Origin of the sequence: Hyphomicrobium sp. (assembly GCF_035572195.1) — a bacterium.
In the GTDB taxonomy this organism is placed as follows: domain Bacteria; phylum Pseudomonadota; class Alphaproteobacteria; order Rhizobiales; family Hyphomicrobiaceae; genus Hyphomicrobium_B.
The window spans coordinates 15708-31562 of record NZ_DATNBA010000157.1 but is presented as its reverse complement, the minus strand read 5'-3'; the positions used below and the strand labels follow the sequence as shown (position 1 = coordinate 31562).

General features: G+C 60.7%; 14 protein-coding genes and 1 pseudogene. 9 read left to right on the top strand and 6 right to left on the bottom strand.

What is annotated here, in order from left to right:
* The 5 genes and pseudogenes from VN623_RS13265 to VN623_RS13250 all read right to left on the bottom strand — a co-directional run.
* Positions 1-191: pseudogene (locus VN623_RS13265) on the bottom strand (porin); the annotation flags it as partial.
* Positions 192-369: 178 nt separating this feature from the next.
* Positions 370-981, bottom strand: coding sequence for an alpha/beta hydrolase (locus tag VN623_RS13260; RefSeq protein WP_325571662.1), 612 nt, complete (start codon positions 979-981; stop codon positions 370-372).
* Positions 982-1242: 261 nt separating this feature from the next.
* On the bottom strand, positions 1243-2277 hold the full coding sequence (locus VN623_RS13255; protein WP_325571661.1) for a sulfate ABC transporter substrate-binding protein: 1035 nt from the start codon (positions 2275-2277) through the stop codon (positions 1243-1245).
* 174 nt (positions 2278-2451) lie between these two features.
* Positions 2452-2766, bottom strand: a complete 315-nt coding sequence (locus tag VN623_RS13675) for a DUF6197 family protein (RefSeq protein WP_422653714.1) — start codon at positions 2764-2766, stop codon at positions 2452-2454.
* Between the two features lie 267 nt (positions 2767-3033).
* Positions 3034-3945, bottom strand: a complete 912-nt coding sequence (locus VN623_RS13250; RefSeq protein ID WP_325571659.1) for a LysR family transcriptional regulator — start codon at positions 3943-3945, stop codon at positions 3034-3036.
* A gap of 127 nt (positions 3946-4072) precedes the next feature.
* Between VN623_RS13250 and VN623_RS13245 the strand changes: the two genes are divergently transcribed.
* The 3 genes from VN623_RS13245 to VN623_RS13235 all read left to right on the top strand — a co-directional run bounded on the left by VN623_RS13245 (position 4073) and on the right by VN623_RS13235 (position 6855).
* On the top strand, positions 4073-4777 hold the full coding sequence (locus VN623_RS13245) for a pirin family protein (protein WP_325571657.1): 705 nt from the start codon (positions 4073-4075) through the stop codon (positions 4775-4777).
* 60 nt (positions 4778-4837) lie between these two features.
* Positions 4838-5440, top strand: a complete 603-nt coding sequence (gene wrbA, locus VN623_RS13240; protein WP_325571655.1) for an NAD(P)H:quinone oxidoreductase — start codon at positions 4838-4840, stop codon at positions 5438-5440.
* A gap of 329 nt (positions 5441-5769) precedes the next feature.
* Complete coding sequence (locus VN623_RS13235; RefSeq protein WP_325571653.1) at positions 5770-6855, top strand: PQQ-dependent sugar dehydrogenase; 1086 nt, start codon at positions 5770-5772, stop codon at positions 6853-6855.
* 16 nt (positions 6856-6871) lie between these two features.
* Here the strand turns inward: VN623_RS13235 and VN623_RS13230 are convergent, their stop codons facing one another.
* Entirely contained in the window at positions 6872-7564 is a 693-nt protein-coding gene (locus tag VN623_RS13230) for a TetR/AcrR family transcriptional regulator (protein ID WP_325571651.1), read from the bottom strand.
* Between the two features lie 351 nt (positions 7565-7915).
* On the opposite strand from VN623_RS13230, the gene VN623_RS13225 reads away from it, so the two are divergent.
* From VN623_RS13225 to VN623_RS13200, 6 genes are read left to right on the top strand one after another with little or no spacing between them, the layout of a single operon-like run.
* Positions 7916-9298, top strand: coding sequence for an aspartate aminotransferase family protein (locus VN623_RS13225; RefSeq protein WP_325571649.1), 1383 nt, complete (start codon positions 7916-7918; stop codon positions 9296-9298).
* Positions 9295-10032, top strand: a complete 738-nt coding sequence (locus tag VN623_RS13220) for a gamma-glutamyl-gamma-aminobutyrate hydrolase family protein (protein ID WP_325571647.1) — start codon at positions 9295-9297, stop codon at positions 10030-10032. The genes VN623_RS13225 and VN623_RS13220 overlap by 4 nt, the downstream gene beginning before the upstream one ends.
* Positions 10029-11378, top strand: coding sequence for a glutamine synthetase family protein (locus VN623_RS13215; protein ID WP_325571645.1), 1350 nt, complete (start codon positions 10029-10031; stop codon positions 11376-11378). Before VN623_RS13220 ends, VN623_RS13215 begins: the two co-directional genes overlap by 4 nt.
* A gap of 12 nt (positions 11379-11390) precedes the next feature.
* Entirely contained in the window at positions 11391-12878 is a 1488-nt protein-coding gene (locus tag VN623_RS13210) for an aldehyde dehydrogenase (protein WP_325571643.1), read from the top strand.
* A gap of 14 nt (positions 12879-12892) precedes the next feature.
* Positions 12893-14344: an NAD-dependent succinate-semialdehyde dehydrogenase gene (locus VN623_RS13205; RefSeq protein ID WP_325571641.1), complete on the top strand. Its 1452-nt coding sequence runs from the start codon at positions 12893-12895 to the stop codon at positions 14342-14344.
* A 42-nt stretch (positions 14345-14386) separates the two neighbouring features.
* Positions 14387-15709, top strand: a complete 1323-nt coding sequence (locus tag VN623_RS13200; RefSeq protein ID WP_325571639.1) for an aspartate aminotransferase family protein — start codon at positions 14387-14389, stop codon at positions 15707-15709.
* Positions 15710-15855: the final 146 nt, after the last annotated feature.

Genomic DNA, 15855 nt, shown 5'->3' with positions numbered 1-15855 from the left:
GAAACGGTCAGGCTAACTTTGCGGTTGCCCTTGCGCGCCGTCGTTGCCTCGAGCTCGGCGATGCGCTCTTCGAGATCCGCGCAGCAGTCTCCCCCGAGATCGGCTGCGGCGGCGGGCATCGACCAACCCCCGATTAATATCGCGGCGGCGCTAAGCAGCCATCCCGTCCTCAACCCCGTAACCCGTTGCATTACTTAGACCCCCGTCTGTTAAATTAGATTTTTCTCTGCTTAGCATATTGAAACTACTAGACTTTCTGTGATTCGACTATCCTCCCGTCAAGTAATGAGATGTACGAAGACCAATTTCCGTTATGGCGTCGTGGCTATTTTGCATTGGCGTCGTAGCGTTGCCGCTATCGCTGCTGCATTAGGCAGCCGCATTACTGGGCGGCCGAAAGTTGCGTTGAGTGCGACGCGCGTGAGACAGGCTCAAAGCGGCAAGCCGTTCGCTGGCCATACGAAATTCCGAGGCGCGACGAAGCCGTTCAAGCAGCGCCAGAGCTTTCGGCCAGGGTCCGAAGCCCGATTCCGCATTGATGTGTCCCGCTTCGCCAAGGCCGATGAGATCGGCGCCCCATCGGTCCGCCCATTGCACCGCGCTATCGAGAGATATCCACGGATCGTTCGAGCTGGCGACGACGATCGTCGGGAATTCCAGCTGTCTGGCCGGAAGAAATTCGGCCACTCCGAAGTGCTCGGGGTCCGCCGGCGCAACAAGCAGCACGCCGGCAATCCGATCGGCATGATCGCTTGCGGCCTGCACGGCAGCCAAGGCACCGAACGAATGCGCGGCAATGAAAACCGGCCCCTCCGATCTGGAGATTTCGCGACGAACGCGGCTCGACCAGTCGGGCAGATGCGGGTCGTTCCAGTCCCGCTGATTGATACGCACGCTGCCGGCAAGGCGGTGCTCGAGCCAAGTTTGCCAATGCGTCGGCCCGCTCGATTTGAGGCCCGGTACGATGAGAGTGGTCGGCATCGAAGTCGTCCTTGATTGCTATGCGTGAGGTAAGCCGCGCTCGGTCAAATGGCGGCCCAATTCAAAACCTTGACCCGCGCTGCGGGCAGACGATCGGCAACAGTTTTCTCGCTGCAACACCGATGCAATTCCCATGACGTTCATTGGCCGAGGTTGGCATCCGGTATCGTGCGCCGCCTCGTCCTGATGCGTGGACGCTGTAGGAGTTAGTTTCCCGCTCACAGACGGGGCGGCGCACAATTCCCTCGAAGTGTAAAAGGCTCAGCTCTTGCTGCCCGGCGCATAAATCTGATCGAAGACGCCACCATCATTGAAGTGCGTGGCCTGCGCTTTGCTCCAACCGCCGAAGACGTCGTCGATCGTGAAGGTCTTCACCGGAGCAAATTGGCTCGCGTATTTGGCAGCCACTTTCTCATCGCGCGGACGATAGAAATTCTTCGCGGCGATTTCCTGCGCATCCGCACTGTAGAGGTGCTTCAGATATTCTTCCGCGACCTTACGTGTCCCATGCTTGTCGACGACCTTGTCGACGACCGCGACGGAAGGTTCGGCGAGGATCGAGAGAGACGGCGTTACGATCTCGAATTTGTCTGGACCGAATTCCTTCAACGACAGATAGGCTTCGTTTTCCCAGGCAACCAGCACGTCACCAATGCCGCGTTCGACAAAGGTCGTGGTCGAGCCACGAGCGCCGGAGTCGAGAACCTTGGTGTTCTTATAGATCTTGCTGACGAATTCCTTCGCAGTCGCGTCACTGCCACTAGGTTGCTTCAAGGCGTAACCCCATGCGGCGAGATAGTTCCAGCGGGCGCCGCCGGATGTTTTCGGGTTAGGCGTGATGACCTCGACACCGGTCTTGGCGAGATCGGGCCAATCCTTGATGCCTTTCGGATTGCCCTTGCGAACGAGGAACACGATCGTTGAGGTGTAGGGCGCTGAATTTTCGGGAAGACGTTTCACCCAGTCGGCCGGGAGAAGGTCGCCGTTCTTGTGAATTGCGTCCACGTCCGCGGCGAGAGCAAGTGTCACGACATCGGCTTCGAGGCCGTCGATAACCGCGCGTGCCTGCTTGCCGGAACCGCCGTGCGACTGCTTCACCGAGACGTCATCACCGGTCTTCGCCTTCCAGTATTTTGCGAAGGAGGCATTGTAGTCCCGGAAAAGCTCACGCGTCGGATCGTACGAAACGTTGAGCAGTGTCACTTCCGCGGCGGAAGCATATCCGGCAAGCCCAGTGACACCGACACCGATCACGGCGGCAATTGCCGATCGGCGCGTTAAGTTAATCAGGGACATAGGGACCTCTCCAGTTTGAATGAACCTGAGCTTGAACCTATCTGCGGTCTGAGCATCCAAGAACGAAGAAGAACTGCTGAGCTTATGAATGGGATTGCGCGACGTTTTCGTTTTAAGCAGTCGGAATATGAGGATCGACAAACCAGCCTGTCCAGGCGGCTGCGAGAACATCGTTCAGGACTGAGCTGCACACCTCAGCGCTGCAATCACATCTTCATGCGTGTTTGAATCATTGAATTGCGAAATGCGCGTACCTGGCGGCCACCGATTTGCATTTACGACCGCCGCTTCAGCGCGCAATGCAAGCTCCCGAGCCTCTGAAACCGATGCTGCGTACTCATTCGCAGCATACGCGAGTGCACCGAAAGCGCAGTATTGAACCACATTATTCTGAGAGCGACTGACGGCAGCGCGCATTGTCCATCGCCTTTGGTCTGAGAGCGTTTCCAAAGCACGAGAAATGATTTGCCGCGAAATGGGCCGGGACATAACGCACCTAGTTGAGGCAGACGTCGTGTAACTCGCCCGTCTAGGGCGGGTTCCCGAAGCCCACCGGCCGGCATTCTATTGTTTTAGACCCCCTCTCGTTGCGTCGCCGACACTCGATCTGCGTGCCCGAGCAACAATCCAGCACTCTGAGAGTTATGCTCACGTCACAGCTAGCACTACCCCGGTGCAAACCCGAGGGCTGTGGCGATAATGGCACCCCGGCTTTGTCCCCCCGAAGTCGGGGTGTTTCCATAAGGTGTGCGATCGTCAGTCGAAATCGTCCCACGCTGGACGGGCGCCAAATCGCTTGACCAAGAAATCGATCAATACCCGGGTCTTGGCGGCCAGATACCGGTTCGGGGCATAGAGAGCGTAGATGCCAAGCTCGGCTGGCGCGTAGTCGGAAAGCACGACCTTCAGCCGGCCGGCCTTGATATCGGGACCGACGAGGAATGTCGGAAGCTCGGTAATGCCCCGGCCGGCAAGCGCCGCCGCTTTCAGGACATCCCCGTTGTTCGAACACAGCATCGAGCTGATCGGTACTGTGAATGTTTTACCGTGCTTGGTCGTCAGTTGCCATCGCTGCAGCAGCGTGGTGTGGCCGTAGGTCAGGCAGCGGTGGGCCGCCAGATCATCCGGCATCGACGGCGTCCCATGCGTCTCGAGGTAGTGCGGTGACGCCACCAGCCGGCGACGTGCGGGCGCCAGCTTTCTGGCGATCAGGCTCGAATCCTGAAGCAAGGCGATGCGGATGGTGACGTCAGCGCCTTCCTCGATCGGATCGATGAAGCGATCGTTGAGGACCAGCTCGACCTTCAGCTCAGGATACGTCTCCATGAAGTCGGCAACGGCATCGCCAAGGTAAAGCGCACCAAAGGACATTGGCCCATTCACCTTGAGCACGCCGCGCGGCTCGTCATGCAGTCGCGAGACCTGCTGCTCGGTCTCCCCAATCCGGGCAAGGATGTCGACGCACCGCTCGTAGTAAGCGAGCCCTGCCTCGGTCGGGCTAACGCGCCGCGTCGTGCGATCAAGGAGCCGGGCGCCGAGGATTTGCTCGAGCTCCATGACGCCCTTGCTCACCGCCGAGCGGGTAAGACCGAGCTGGCGACCGGCCTCGGCGTAGCTTCCGAGCGCAACCACCTTTGCAAAGGCCTGCATGGCATCGAGCTTATCCATGGCAACTCATTGTATCCAGAATGGAAGCGGTCCGGCCATAGATCGATAGATTGCAGGCAACAGGGCGTCAACCTAACTTCTGTGTCGACGATCGGGGACCGTTCCGATCAAACACAGTGGAGGCTTCATGACACTCACGCTCAGGCGTTCTGAGGAGCGCGGCAAAGCCAATTTCGGCTGGCTCGACTCTAAACACAGCTTCTCCTTCGGCCATTACTACGATCCGAAGCACATCGGCTTCGGGCCGTTGCGCGTCATCAACGAGGACCGCGTCGCCCCCAGCGGCGGCTTTCCCACGCACCCCCATAGCGACATGGAGATCATCTCCTACGTCCTCGAGGGAGCTTTGGAACATAAGGACAGCATAGGCACAGGTTCCGTGATCAGGCCGGGCGATGTTCAGCGCATGACGGCCGGCACTGGCGTTCGCCACAGCGAATTCAACGCATCGAAGACGGAGTCGGTGCACTTCCTTCAGATCTGGATCATTCCGGAGAAGAAAGGCCTAGCACCGAGCTATGAGCAGAAGACGTTCGACGATGCCGCGAAGCATGGACAGCTTCGGCTCATAGGTTCGCGCGACGGCCGCGAAGGTTCAGTCACGATCCATCGCGACGTAGATCTCTACGCGACATCGCTGACGCGCGGGCAATCCGTTCGTCACATTCTGAAAGCAGGTCGCGGGGCCTGGGTGCAGGTAGCCCGCGGTTCGGCGACGCTAAACGGTGAACTTATCGGGGCCGGTGACGGGGTCTCGATCGATCAACCTGGAGAACTCGTGCTCGACGTGCCGGACACTGCCGAAGTTCTGCTGTTCGACATGGCGATGTGACCAGCAGTTCGAATTTGTCTCGTACTCAAATATCTCCTTCAAATCTGGGAAATACAAAACATGACCAAGGTTCTCGTTCTCTACTATTCGAGTTACGGCCACATCGAAAAAATGGCTGAGGCCGTTGCCGAAGGCGTGCGCGAGGCGGGAGCCGAAGCCGTCATCAAGCGGGCGCCGGAAACGGTGCCCGAAGACGTTGCGCGGCAATCGGGCTTCAAGCTCGACCAGAAGGCGCCGATTGCCAATGCCGCCGAGTTGGGGGACTACGACGCCATCATCATCGGAACGCCGACGCGCTTCGGCAACATGACGGCGCAAATGAAAAATCTTCTCGACCAAACGAGCGGGCTTTGGCTGCAAGGCAAGCTGATCGGCAAGGTCGGCAGCGTATTCACATCGTCCGCGACGCAACACGGCGGCCAGGAAAGCACCATTCTTTCCACCCATACGGTGCTTCTCCACCAGGGCATGGTCATCGTCGGCCTGCCCTATTCGTTCCAGGGACAGATGGGCGTGACAGAAATCACGGGCTGCTCTCCCTACGGAGCCTCGACTATCGCGGGCGGGGACGGCTCGCGGCAGCCGTCCGAAAACGAATTGGCTGGCGCCCGCTTCCAAGGGCGTCATGTCGCGGAAATCGCGGCCAAGCTCGCGCGCGCCTGAGACGGTGCCGCTCCGGTCTCGCCCCGCATGGCTGGAGCGGCATTTATTGCGGACGAAGACAACGGCTTAATGAGCGTACGTTCACTTTTCTGGCTTGCTGGCGCCATGATTTTCAATAGTGTCACGCGGCTGCAATAAATGCCGTTTAAAATCGGGGAGCGGGCACTTTGGATAATGTCGCATCGGCGCTTCGGGCGCGCCTTTTATCTAACGCAGGCCTCGCATCAGCCCTCCTTTTTAGCCTCCTCCTCTGTTCTCCAACGACCCTTCGAGCCGAAGTCGCGGTTGGCGAACCGGCGACGAGCATACCGGCGACGCCGCCGAACTCGATGGACGTCGCCGACGGAGATTTCCCTTACGAAGCACGCAAGATCGCCGGCCCGTTGGTCCTGCCCTGGTCGATCGCGTTCCTGCCCGACGGTAGAGCGCTCGTGACTGAGCGGCCGGGACGCCTGCGCATGATCGAAGGCGACAGACTGCTCCCTGAGGTGATCACCGGCACACCGGAAGTTTTGACCGGCGGGCACGCGGGCCTTCTCGACATTTTGGTCGATCAGGACTTTCCGAATACGCACCTGTTATTTCTTTCCTACATGCATGGAACACGAGAAGCCTCGACGATCCGGGTCGTACGGGCGCGGCTCGATGGAATGAGCCTCATCGACAAGCAGGTCATTTTCGACAGCAGGCCGGCGCTCAAGGGCGTCGACATGATCGGCGGCCGGCTAGCCTTCGGTCCCGACGGAATGATCTATCTGACCCTCGGTGAGCACATGCAAAAGGAGCACGCGCAGGATTTGCTGAACGATGGCGGCAAGATCGTCCGCTTCAACAGGGACGGATCGATACCGGACGACAATCCTTTCGTTGGCCACAACGACGCGCAGCCCGAAATCTACAGCTACGGCCACCGCAATCCGCAAGGCCTGATCAGCAATGCCGGCGACGGCTTGATCTGGTCATTGGAACACGGTCCGAAAGGTGGCGATGAACTCAATGTCATTACGTCGGGCGGCAATTACGGCTGGCCCGTCGTCACATATGGCGTCAATTACGACGACACGATCATTTCAGACCGCACGTCGGCATCCGGCATGATCGACCCGATTTACAAATGGGTGCCCTCCGTCGCGCCGTCGAGCCTCGTTTCCTACTCCGGCAACGTCATGCCGGACGATTGGCAGGGTAACTTCCTGATCGGCACCCTTGTCGGGGAATGCCTGGTCCGCCTGCAGTTGAACAACGGCATGGTGGTCAAGGAAGAACGATACCTGCATCACAAGATCGGCCGCATTCGCGACGTGGCCGTAGCCGCCGACGGTTACATTTATCTGCTGACCGACGGGACGGAAGCCTCGCTCTATCGGCTGGAACCATCGGAAGATCTGGTCGCGAGCCGGCGGCCGCTGCAGTGACGGATGACGACGTGAGCTAGCGCGGTCGGTCCCGACTTAGGCGGGTGACCGCCGGCCGCTCGGCGTGAGACTTGGCGAGTTCCGCGACGCCGGCGATAAGGGCGTCCATCGACGAAGCGAATGCGGCGTCGGGATTGAGTGCCTTCAGCGCCGGCACCAGGGCGCGCGTCGATTTATAGGCTACGGGATCGAGCCCGTTCAACTCCGCCTCGTCGCTATCGCCGATCGGCCGTAGCAGGCCCTCCGCTTCGGCGAGCGCAAACCCCAGCACGAAGGCGTAGAACGCCAGACCGAGGCCGGCCGCCTCGGCTTCGGTGAGCCCGGCCCGCCGCATCGCGCAATAGACGATCTCGCTCGAGATGTGGTCGGCTGGACCCGTCGCGTTGTAGCGGAAATGCAAGTGGAAGACGCGCGGATGCCGATGTGCCAGGTCGCGATAGGCATCGGCGACGGCACGCAGATCATTCTGCCAGCTTGCCGTGGCGACCGGCACTTCGACGCTGCGGACGGCATGGTCGGCGATCGCCCGTAAAAGCTCGTCTTTCGAGCGAAAATGGTGCAGCACCGTCATCGGGTCGACGCCGATCACGGCGCCGAGCTTGCGGATCGAAAAGCCTGCCTCGCCCACATCGGCAAAGAGATTGAAAGCAGCCCCGAGAATTTCGTGCTTCTCAACTCCGCGCCGCGCCCGGGATTTCGGGGCTGCCATGACAATGACCTCTTGACACTTCTACGGTGTAGATCGTAGTATTGGCGCCTATTCAGAAGCTTGTAAAGCCCGCGGCTTTGAAGTTTGCACGGCCCGCTGCTGGGTCGAGGTGCGACTGTTGGCGATCAGGCAACTCCGGTCGATGGTATCGATGCACACGCGGGTCCAGCGTTTCTTGCGTCGCCGCGTCTCGTTTCGACGCAGCGTGAAGTCCTGGCTTTGCCGGCGTGACCCGCATCCGAAATGCGAGCTTTTAATGCTCTGCGCGCGCATCGGCTACACGCCCCACTAGCGCTCGCGAGAATTCCGCTTACGCCCTTCCGACTTTGAGACTTCGCTGGAGGCTAGCCAGTGTCCAACCGGCTTCAGACAGATCAGATTCAAGAGCTCGACGCGCAGCATCATCTGCATCCGTTCTCGAACCACCAGTCGCTGCGCGCCAACGGTCCACGTGTGATCGTCAGAGGCGAAGGGGCGTACATCTTCGATAGCGAAGGCAACCGCATCCTCGATGGCATGGCGGGCCTGTGGACCACCAACGTCGGCTACGGCAATAAGGAACTCGCCGACGCCGCTCACGCCCAGATGATAGAACTACCGTTTTACAATACGTTCTTCCGCACGACGCATCCGCCGGTCGTCGCTCTATCGCGCAAGCTCGCAGAACTCGCACCGGCGAACATCAATCGTGTGTTCTACGGCTCGTCGGGCTCGGAATCGAACGACACCGCAATTCGCCTCGCCCGGCACTATTGGGTGCTGATGGGCGAGCCGAAGCGGCGCATCATCATCAGCCGCCGCAATGCCTATCACGGCTCGACGATCGCCTCCGGATCGATGGGCGGCATGACGCACGTCCATCACCATTCCTATCCGCTCTACGAGGGATTCCGTCACGTGATGGACCCCTACTGGTATGGCGAATCCTTCGCGGGCGAAACGCCGGAAGCTTTCGGGCTGCGCGCCGCACATGCCTTCGAAGAGGAGATTCTACGCTGCGGACCCGAGAACGTCGCAGCGATCGCGGCAGAACCGGTCCAGGGCGCCGGCGGCGTCAAGATCGCGCCGGATACCTACTGGCCGGAGGTGCAAAAGATCGTCGACAAGTACGGCATCCTGCTGCTGGCTGATGAGGTCATCACGGGTTTCGGCCGGCTCGGCCGGTGGTTTGCCTCGGAATATTACAACATCCGGCCCGACCTCATCACGTTCGCCAAAGCCGCAACGTCGGGATACATCCCCCTCTCCGGCGTCCTAGTCGGCGACAAGATCGTCGATGCCCTGATGGAGCATGACGACGATTTCAACCACGGATTCACATTCTCGGGCCATCCGGTCGCGTGCGCCGTTGCGTTGAAAAACATCGAGATCATGGAGCGCGACCGCCTCGTGCCGCGCGTCAGCGAGGAGACGGGCCCCGCACTGGCCAGGATGCTTGCGCGTTTCAAGGATCACCCGCTCGTCGGTGAAGTGCGCTCGGTTGGCCTGATGGGCGCCATCGAACTCGTCGCCGACAAAAAGACGCGGCGCCGTTTCGCCGATCCGGGCCGTGTCGGGCTCATCTGCCGCGATCATTTCTTCCGCGAGGGATTTATCATGCGCGCCGTGTTCGACACGATGGTCTGTGCGCCGCCGCTGATCTGGACCGGCCCGCAGTTCGAAGAAGCGTCCGCCGTCATCCAAAAAGCGCTCGATCTGACCCTCGCCGATGTGAAGGGAGAAATCACGGCATGAGCCGGCCGATCGTCGTCATACCTTGCTGCAGTAAAATCATCGGAGGCCTGCGTTTCGACGTTGCTGGACGAAAATATTCGGCCGCCGTCGCCGAGGTCGCCGAGTGCCAGCCGCTGCTGATGCCGCTCGGTCCGAGCATGGCCGATATCGGGGCCGTGCTCGAGATCGCCGACGGCATCTTGCTGCCCGGTAGCCTCTCGAATGTCGAGCCCGTGCATTACAGTGACGAGGAGCCCATCGACCCCGAAACGATCGATCGCGACCGCGATGCCTTGACGCTTCCGTTGATCCGCACCGCCGTCGAACGCAAGCTGCCGATATTCGCGATCTGCCGCGGCTTTCAGGAATTCAACGTCGCTCTTGGCGGCACGCTTTACCAGGCCGTTCATGCGGTCGATGGGCACAATGATCACCGCGAGCCAACCGCCGAGGATTACGACGTCAAGTTCGGCCCGCAGCACAAAGTCTCGCTCAGCGGTGAGCTCAAGAGTTGGGTCGGCGAAGACCAGATCACGGTGAATTCGCTGCACTGGCAGGGCATCAAGAAGCTCGCCGAGCCGCTCATCGCCGAAGCCTTTGCGGAAGACGGTCTCGTCGAAGCTGTCCGCGCGCCTGGCGGCAATCCGTTCTCGCTTGGGGTCCAATGGCATCCCGAGTGGCGACCCCACACGAACCCGACATCCATCGCGCTTTTCCGCCGCTTCGGCGAGGCCGCAAGAGGCAAGTCCGCATGACCGACACGTTTATTACTCTCGACGAAACCGAAGCCTTCCTGCGCGCCAATCCGAACGTGACTTGGATCGATCTGATCGTCTTCGACATCAACGGCATCCCTCGCGGCAAGCGCTTCCGGCGCGATGATCTTCCGGGCGTCGCCAAAGACGGCGTGATGATGCCCTCGACCGTGTTCATCATGGATGCGCGCGGCAATTGCGTCGAGGAAACGGGCAGGTTGTGGGAGACCGGCGACCCCGATGTTCCGTTCCGCATTCTCTCGGGCACGCTACGGCCCGTGCCGGTTGGCGCCGGCCACCATGCGCAAGCCGTCATCTCGGTCGTAGAGCCCGAGGACGTCGATCCGCGCGGCATTCTCGCCAGACAAGTCTCGGCGCTCGAAGCGGCCGGTCAGACGCCGGTCACCGCTGTCGAACTCGAGTTCTACGTGACCAAGCCGCAAACGAATGGTGCTTTCATATTGGAGACGCCGCAGGGACTCTCCGACGACCCTGACTCTCCGATGACCTTCCAGTTCGAGGAAATGAACGCCCTCGCGCCCTTCATCGACGACATTTATAAAATCGCCGAAGCGCAGGGTTTGCCGATTGATGCGGTCATGCAGGAGTCCGGTCCAGCGCAGTTCGAAATCAATCTGAAACACAAGGCCGATCCTGTCGCCGCCGCCTTGGACGGATTGCTGCTGAAGCGCGCTGTCAAAGCCGCCGCCAAGAACCACGGGCTTCATGCGACATTCATGGCAAAACCGCATCACGACTGGCCGGGCTCCGGCATGCACCTGCATGCGAGCCTGATAGATAAGGCCGGAAAAAACCTCTTCGCAGGCGATCCGATCTCTCCGCTCTTTCGCCATGCGATCGGCGGCCTGCAGGCATCAATGTGCGATTTCATGGCGGTCTGGGCGCAGTCGGCGAACGCCTACCGCCGCTACGTTCCAAAGGCCTACGTCCCGATGGCTGCACATTGGGGCTTCAACAATCGCAACGTCGCGCTACGCATCCCTCGCACGTCAGGCGGCGGAACCCGCGTCGAACACCGCGTCGCCAGCGCCGACGCCAATCCCTACCTCGTGCTCGCCGCGATCCTCGCCGGAATTCGCCATGGCATCACGAACAAGATCGAACCGGGCCCGATGGCCGAAGGCAACGGTAATGGCTGCGAGGCGCCGCAACTGCCGACCGTCTGGTTCAATGCGCTCGAACGCTTCCGGCATTCGAACGTCGTTCGCGAAGCCTTCGGCGCGCCGTTCCAGGACGTCTACTTCAAGCTGAAACAGGCTGAACGGAATAATTTCGAACGCATCGTCACGTCTCTCGATCATGAGTGGTACGCTCACGTTGCATGAGGCTCGCATGTCATGACATCGCTCGCGCACTTTGAAGCGGTCGCAGGTTCCCTGAAGCTCCCCGGCGAAGCCGTGATCGGCGGTAAGACGGTCGCAAGCGTCTCGGGAAAAACCTTCGCCAACGTCACGCCAAGGAACGGCCGCATCCTCAATCAGGTTGCCCAGTGCGATGCGGCCGACGTCGATGCCGCCGTCGCTAGCGCTCGCACCGCTTTCGAAACGGGCCCTTGGCGCCAACTCCACTATCGGGACAAGAAGCTCGTTCTGTTCAAGTTCGCCGAATTGATGGAGCGCGACGCAGAAAGCCTGGCCGTGGTCGAAAGCCTCGATGTCGGAAAGCCGATCACGAACGCGCTCAAGGGTGATATCCCGGGCTCTATCAACACACTCCGCTACTACGCGGAAGCTCTCGACAAGATTTATGGCGAGGTCGGGCCCGGCACTCCGAGCCGCTTCTCGTTCGCCGTGCACGAGCCGCTCGGCGTCGTCGGCGCGATCGTGCCTTGGAATTTCCCGCTGTTGATGGCGATGTGGAAAATCGCTCCGGCGCTGGCGATGGGAAATTCCGTCATCCTGAAGCCGGCGGAGCAGTCGCCGTTGACGGCACTGAAGATCGGCGAACTGGCGCTGGAGGCAGGCCTGCCCGCCGGCGTTCTCAACATCGTACCGGGCTTCGGCGCAGAGGCGGGCAAGGCGCTCGCCCTTCACAACGACGTCGACATGATTGCCTTCACCGGCTCGGGTGCCGTCGGCAAGCTGTTGATGCAGTATTCGGGACAAAGCAACTTGAAGCGCGTCAGTCTCGAGCTTGGCGGCAAATCTCCGCACATCATCTTCGACGACTGCCCCGATCTCGAACGAGCGGCAACCGAAGCTGCCTGGGGCGTTTTCTATAATTCGGGTCAGGTTTGCACCGCGGGATCGCGTCTCCTCGTTCAAGCGGGTATCGCCGACGAATTCTTCGATCGGCTCATTGCCGTCGCGCGCCGGATTGTTGCAGGAGATCCTCTGGAACCTGCAACGACGTCGGGCGCGATGGTCAGCGAAGAGCAGATGCAAACGGCCCTACGCTACATCGAAACGGCAAAGCAGGAAGGCGGCGCGCTGGCGCTCGGCGGCAGCCGGACACGCGTCGATAGCGGCGGCTTCTACGTCGAGCCGACGGTCTTCGACCGCGTTACGCCCGAGAATACGATCGCTCGCGAAGAAGTCTTTGGTCCCGTCCTCGCCGTCACCCGCTTCAAAGAACCGAATGACGCAATCCGCATCGCCAACGATACGAGCTACGGTCTCGCCGCTGGCCTCTGGACCAAGGACATCACGCTCGCCCATCGCGCTGCGCGCGAAATTCGCGCCGGCCTTGTTTGGATCAACGGTTGGGACAGCTGCGACATCACGATGCCGTTCGGCGGTTTCAAGCAATCGGGCTTCGGCCGCGATCGCTCGTTGCACGCACTATATAAATATGCCGACCTGAAGTCGGTTTCGATCACACTTTGACCTGGAAAGGTGAAATGAACGCTCAGTCGACGACGTTTCCAACTGCTGCCCTGATCGACGGAAAGTGGATCACATCCTCGAAGACATTTCCGGTGCTCGATCCGGCGACGGGCAGCAAGCTCGCGGACGTGCCCGATCTCAACGCCGACGACGCGCGTCGCGCCATCGACGCTGCGCATCAGGCATTCCCTGCCTGGGCTGCCAAGCCCGCCAAGGATCGGTCTGCAATTCTGCGCCGCTGGTACGAACTGCTCCTCGCCGAAACCGAATCCTTGGCGCAGCTGATGACGGCCGAACAGGGCAAGCCGCTTTGTGAAGCCCGCAAGGAAGTCGTCTATGGTGCCTCGTTCGTTGAATGGTTCGCCGAGGAGGGAAAGCGCGCCTATGGGCACACGATCCCGACGACCGGCGCCTCGCGCCGCTACCTAACGATCAAACAACCGATCGGCGTGGTCGCCGCGATCACGCCGTGGAATTTCCCGATTGCGATGATAACGCGCAAGGTCAGCAGCGCTCTCGCCGCCGGCTGCACGATCGTCGTCAAGCCGTCGGAAGAAACTCCGCTGTGTGCCCTCGCCGTCGCCAAACTCGCTGTCGATGCTGGCGTCCCGGCCGGCGTCTTTAACGTCATCACCACGATGGATGCCGCATCGGTCGGACAAGCGCTGACCGGCGACGACCGAGTCCGCAAGTTGACATTCACCGGCTCGACGGAGGTCGGAAAAATTCTCTACCGCCAGTCCGCCGACACGATCAAAAAGCTGACACTCGAACTCGGTGGCAACGCGCCGCTCATTGTCTTCGACGACGCCGATCTCGAGCGCTCAATCGCGGCGGCAATGGCATCGAAATTCCGCAATGCCGGACAGACATGCGTCTGCGCCAACCGCATCCTCGTACAGTCCGGTATTTACGACCGGTTCGTTGCGAGCCTGCATGAAGCCACGTCAAAGCTTCACGTCGCGCCGGGCCGTGATCCCCAATCAACGATCGGCCCGCTGATCAACGCCGATGCCATCACCAAGGTTAAGGCGCTGCTTGCCGACGCCGTCGCCAAGGGCGCCAAAATCGAAGTGGGCGGCACACCAGATGCGCACGGCCCGTTGTTTTTCACGCCCACCATCGTCACAGGCGTGAAACCTCGCATGGCGATCGCGAACGAGGAAATATTCGGACCGGTCGCTTCACTGATCCGCTTCGACACGGAGGCCGAAGCCATCGCGATTGCCAATGACACGCCGTACGGGCTCGCCGCATATCTCTTCAGTCAGAACGTATCGCGGGCCTGGCGCGTCGCCGAGGCTCTCGAAGCCGGCATGGTCGGCATCAACGAAGGCATGTTCTCGAATGAGGTCGCACCCTTCGGCGGCGTCAAGCAATCGGGATTGGGCCGCGAGGGTGCGCAGGAAGGGCTCGAGGAATATCTTGAGACGAAATTCCTCTGCATTGGCGGCATCACCTCCTGAGATCGTCAGCTCCAATCCGCCACTCACTTCGAAAGACCGCCAATGAACGTGCAAAGCAAACCAAACGATCTCTCGGCACTATGGATGCCGTTTACTGCAAACCGGCAATTCAAGAAGGCCCCTCGTCTGTTCGTCGGCGCTGAGCGCGTGCACTACGTTACGAACGACGGCCGGCGCGTCCTCGACGGCACGTCGGGGCTTTGGTGCGTGAATGCCGGCCACTGCCGCCCGAAGATCGTCGAGGCGATCAAGAAGCAGGCCGAGACGCTCGACTTCGCCGGCTCCTTCCAGATGGGCCATCCGCGCGCCTTCGAAGCTGCAAACCGGCTGACTGCAATTGCACCGGAAGGCTTCGAGCACGTATTTTTCACGAACTCCGGCTCTGAGGCCGTCGAGACCGCGCTCAAGATGGCCATCGCCTATCATCGCGCCAAAGGCAACGGCACCAAGGTACGGCTTATCGGCCGCGAGCGCGGCTACCACGGTGTCAACTTCGGCGGCACCGCCGTCGGAGGCATCGCCACAAATCGGAAAATGTTCGGCACTGTAGTCGCCGGCGTCGATCACTTGCGCCACACGCACGATCTTTCGCGCAATGCGTTCGCACGCGGCGAGCCGGAGCACGGCGTGGAGTTTGCCGACGAACTCGAACGGCTGGTCGCCTTGCATGACGCTTCGACAATTGCCGCCGTCATCGTCGAGCCGGTCGCCTGCTCTACGGGCGTGCTGATCCCGCCCAAGGGATACTTGAAGCGCCTTGCCGCCATATGCGCGAAGCACGACATCCTGCTGATCGCCGATGAAGTCATCACGGCGTTCGGTCGTCTTGGCAGGACGTTCGGCTCGGATTATTTCGGCATCTCACCGGATCTCATCACGACGGCCAAGGGCATCACGAACGGCACGATCCCGATGGGCGCCGTCTTCGTCAAATCGAAGATCCACGACGCGTTCATGACCGGGCCGGAATGGATGATAGACTTCTTCCACGGCTACACCTACTCGGGCCACCCGATAGCGTGCGCCGCGGCGATCGGCACGCTTGATACGTACGAAGACGAAGGTCTGCTGACGCGCGCCACTGAGCTCGCACCCTATTGGGAGGAGCGCATGCATGCGCTGAAGAGCCTCCCGCACGTCATCGACATCCGCAACATCGGGCTTATCGGCGCGATCGAATTCGAGCCTGATCCAGCGCAGCCGTCGAAACGCGCTTACGACCGCTTCGTCAAGGCATTCGAACAGGGCCTGCTTGTTCGACAAACCGGCGACATTATCGCGCTGTCGCCGCCGCTCATCATTTCAAAGAACGAGATCGATCAGTTGTTCGACACGTTCGCGACCGTATTGAAAACGTCGAACTGATGCCGCGCCGGCGGCCGGCTCCGCGAAGCGGAGTCGCCGGCGCCAACGAAAAAATCCAGCGCCAACAAAAAAGCCGGCCGCTCCGGGGGGAGGAGCGACCGGCTTGTGCTCGCCGGCGAGGGAAGCCGACGGCACGGGGGGTTCTT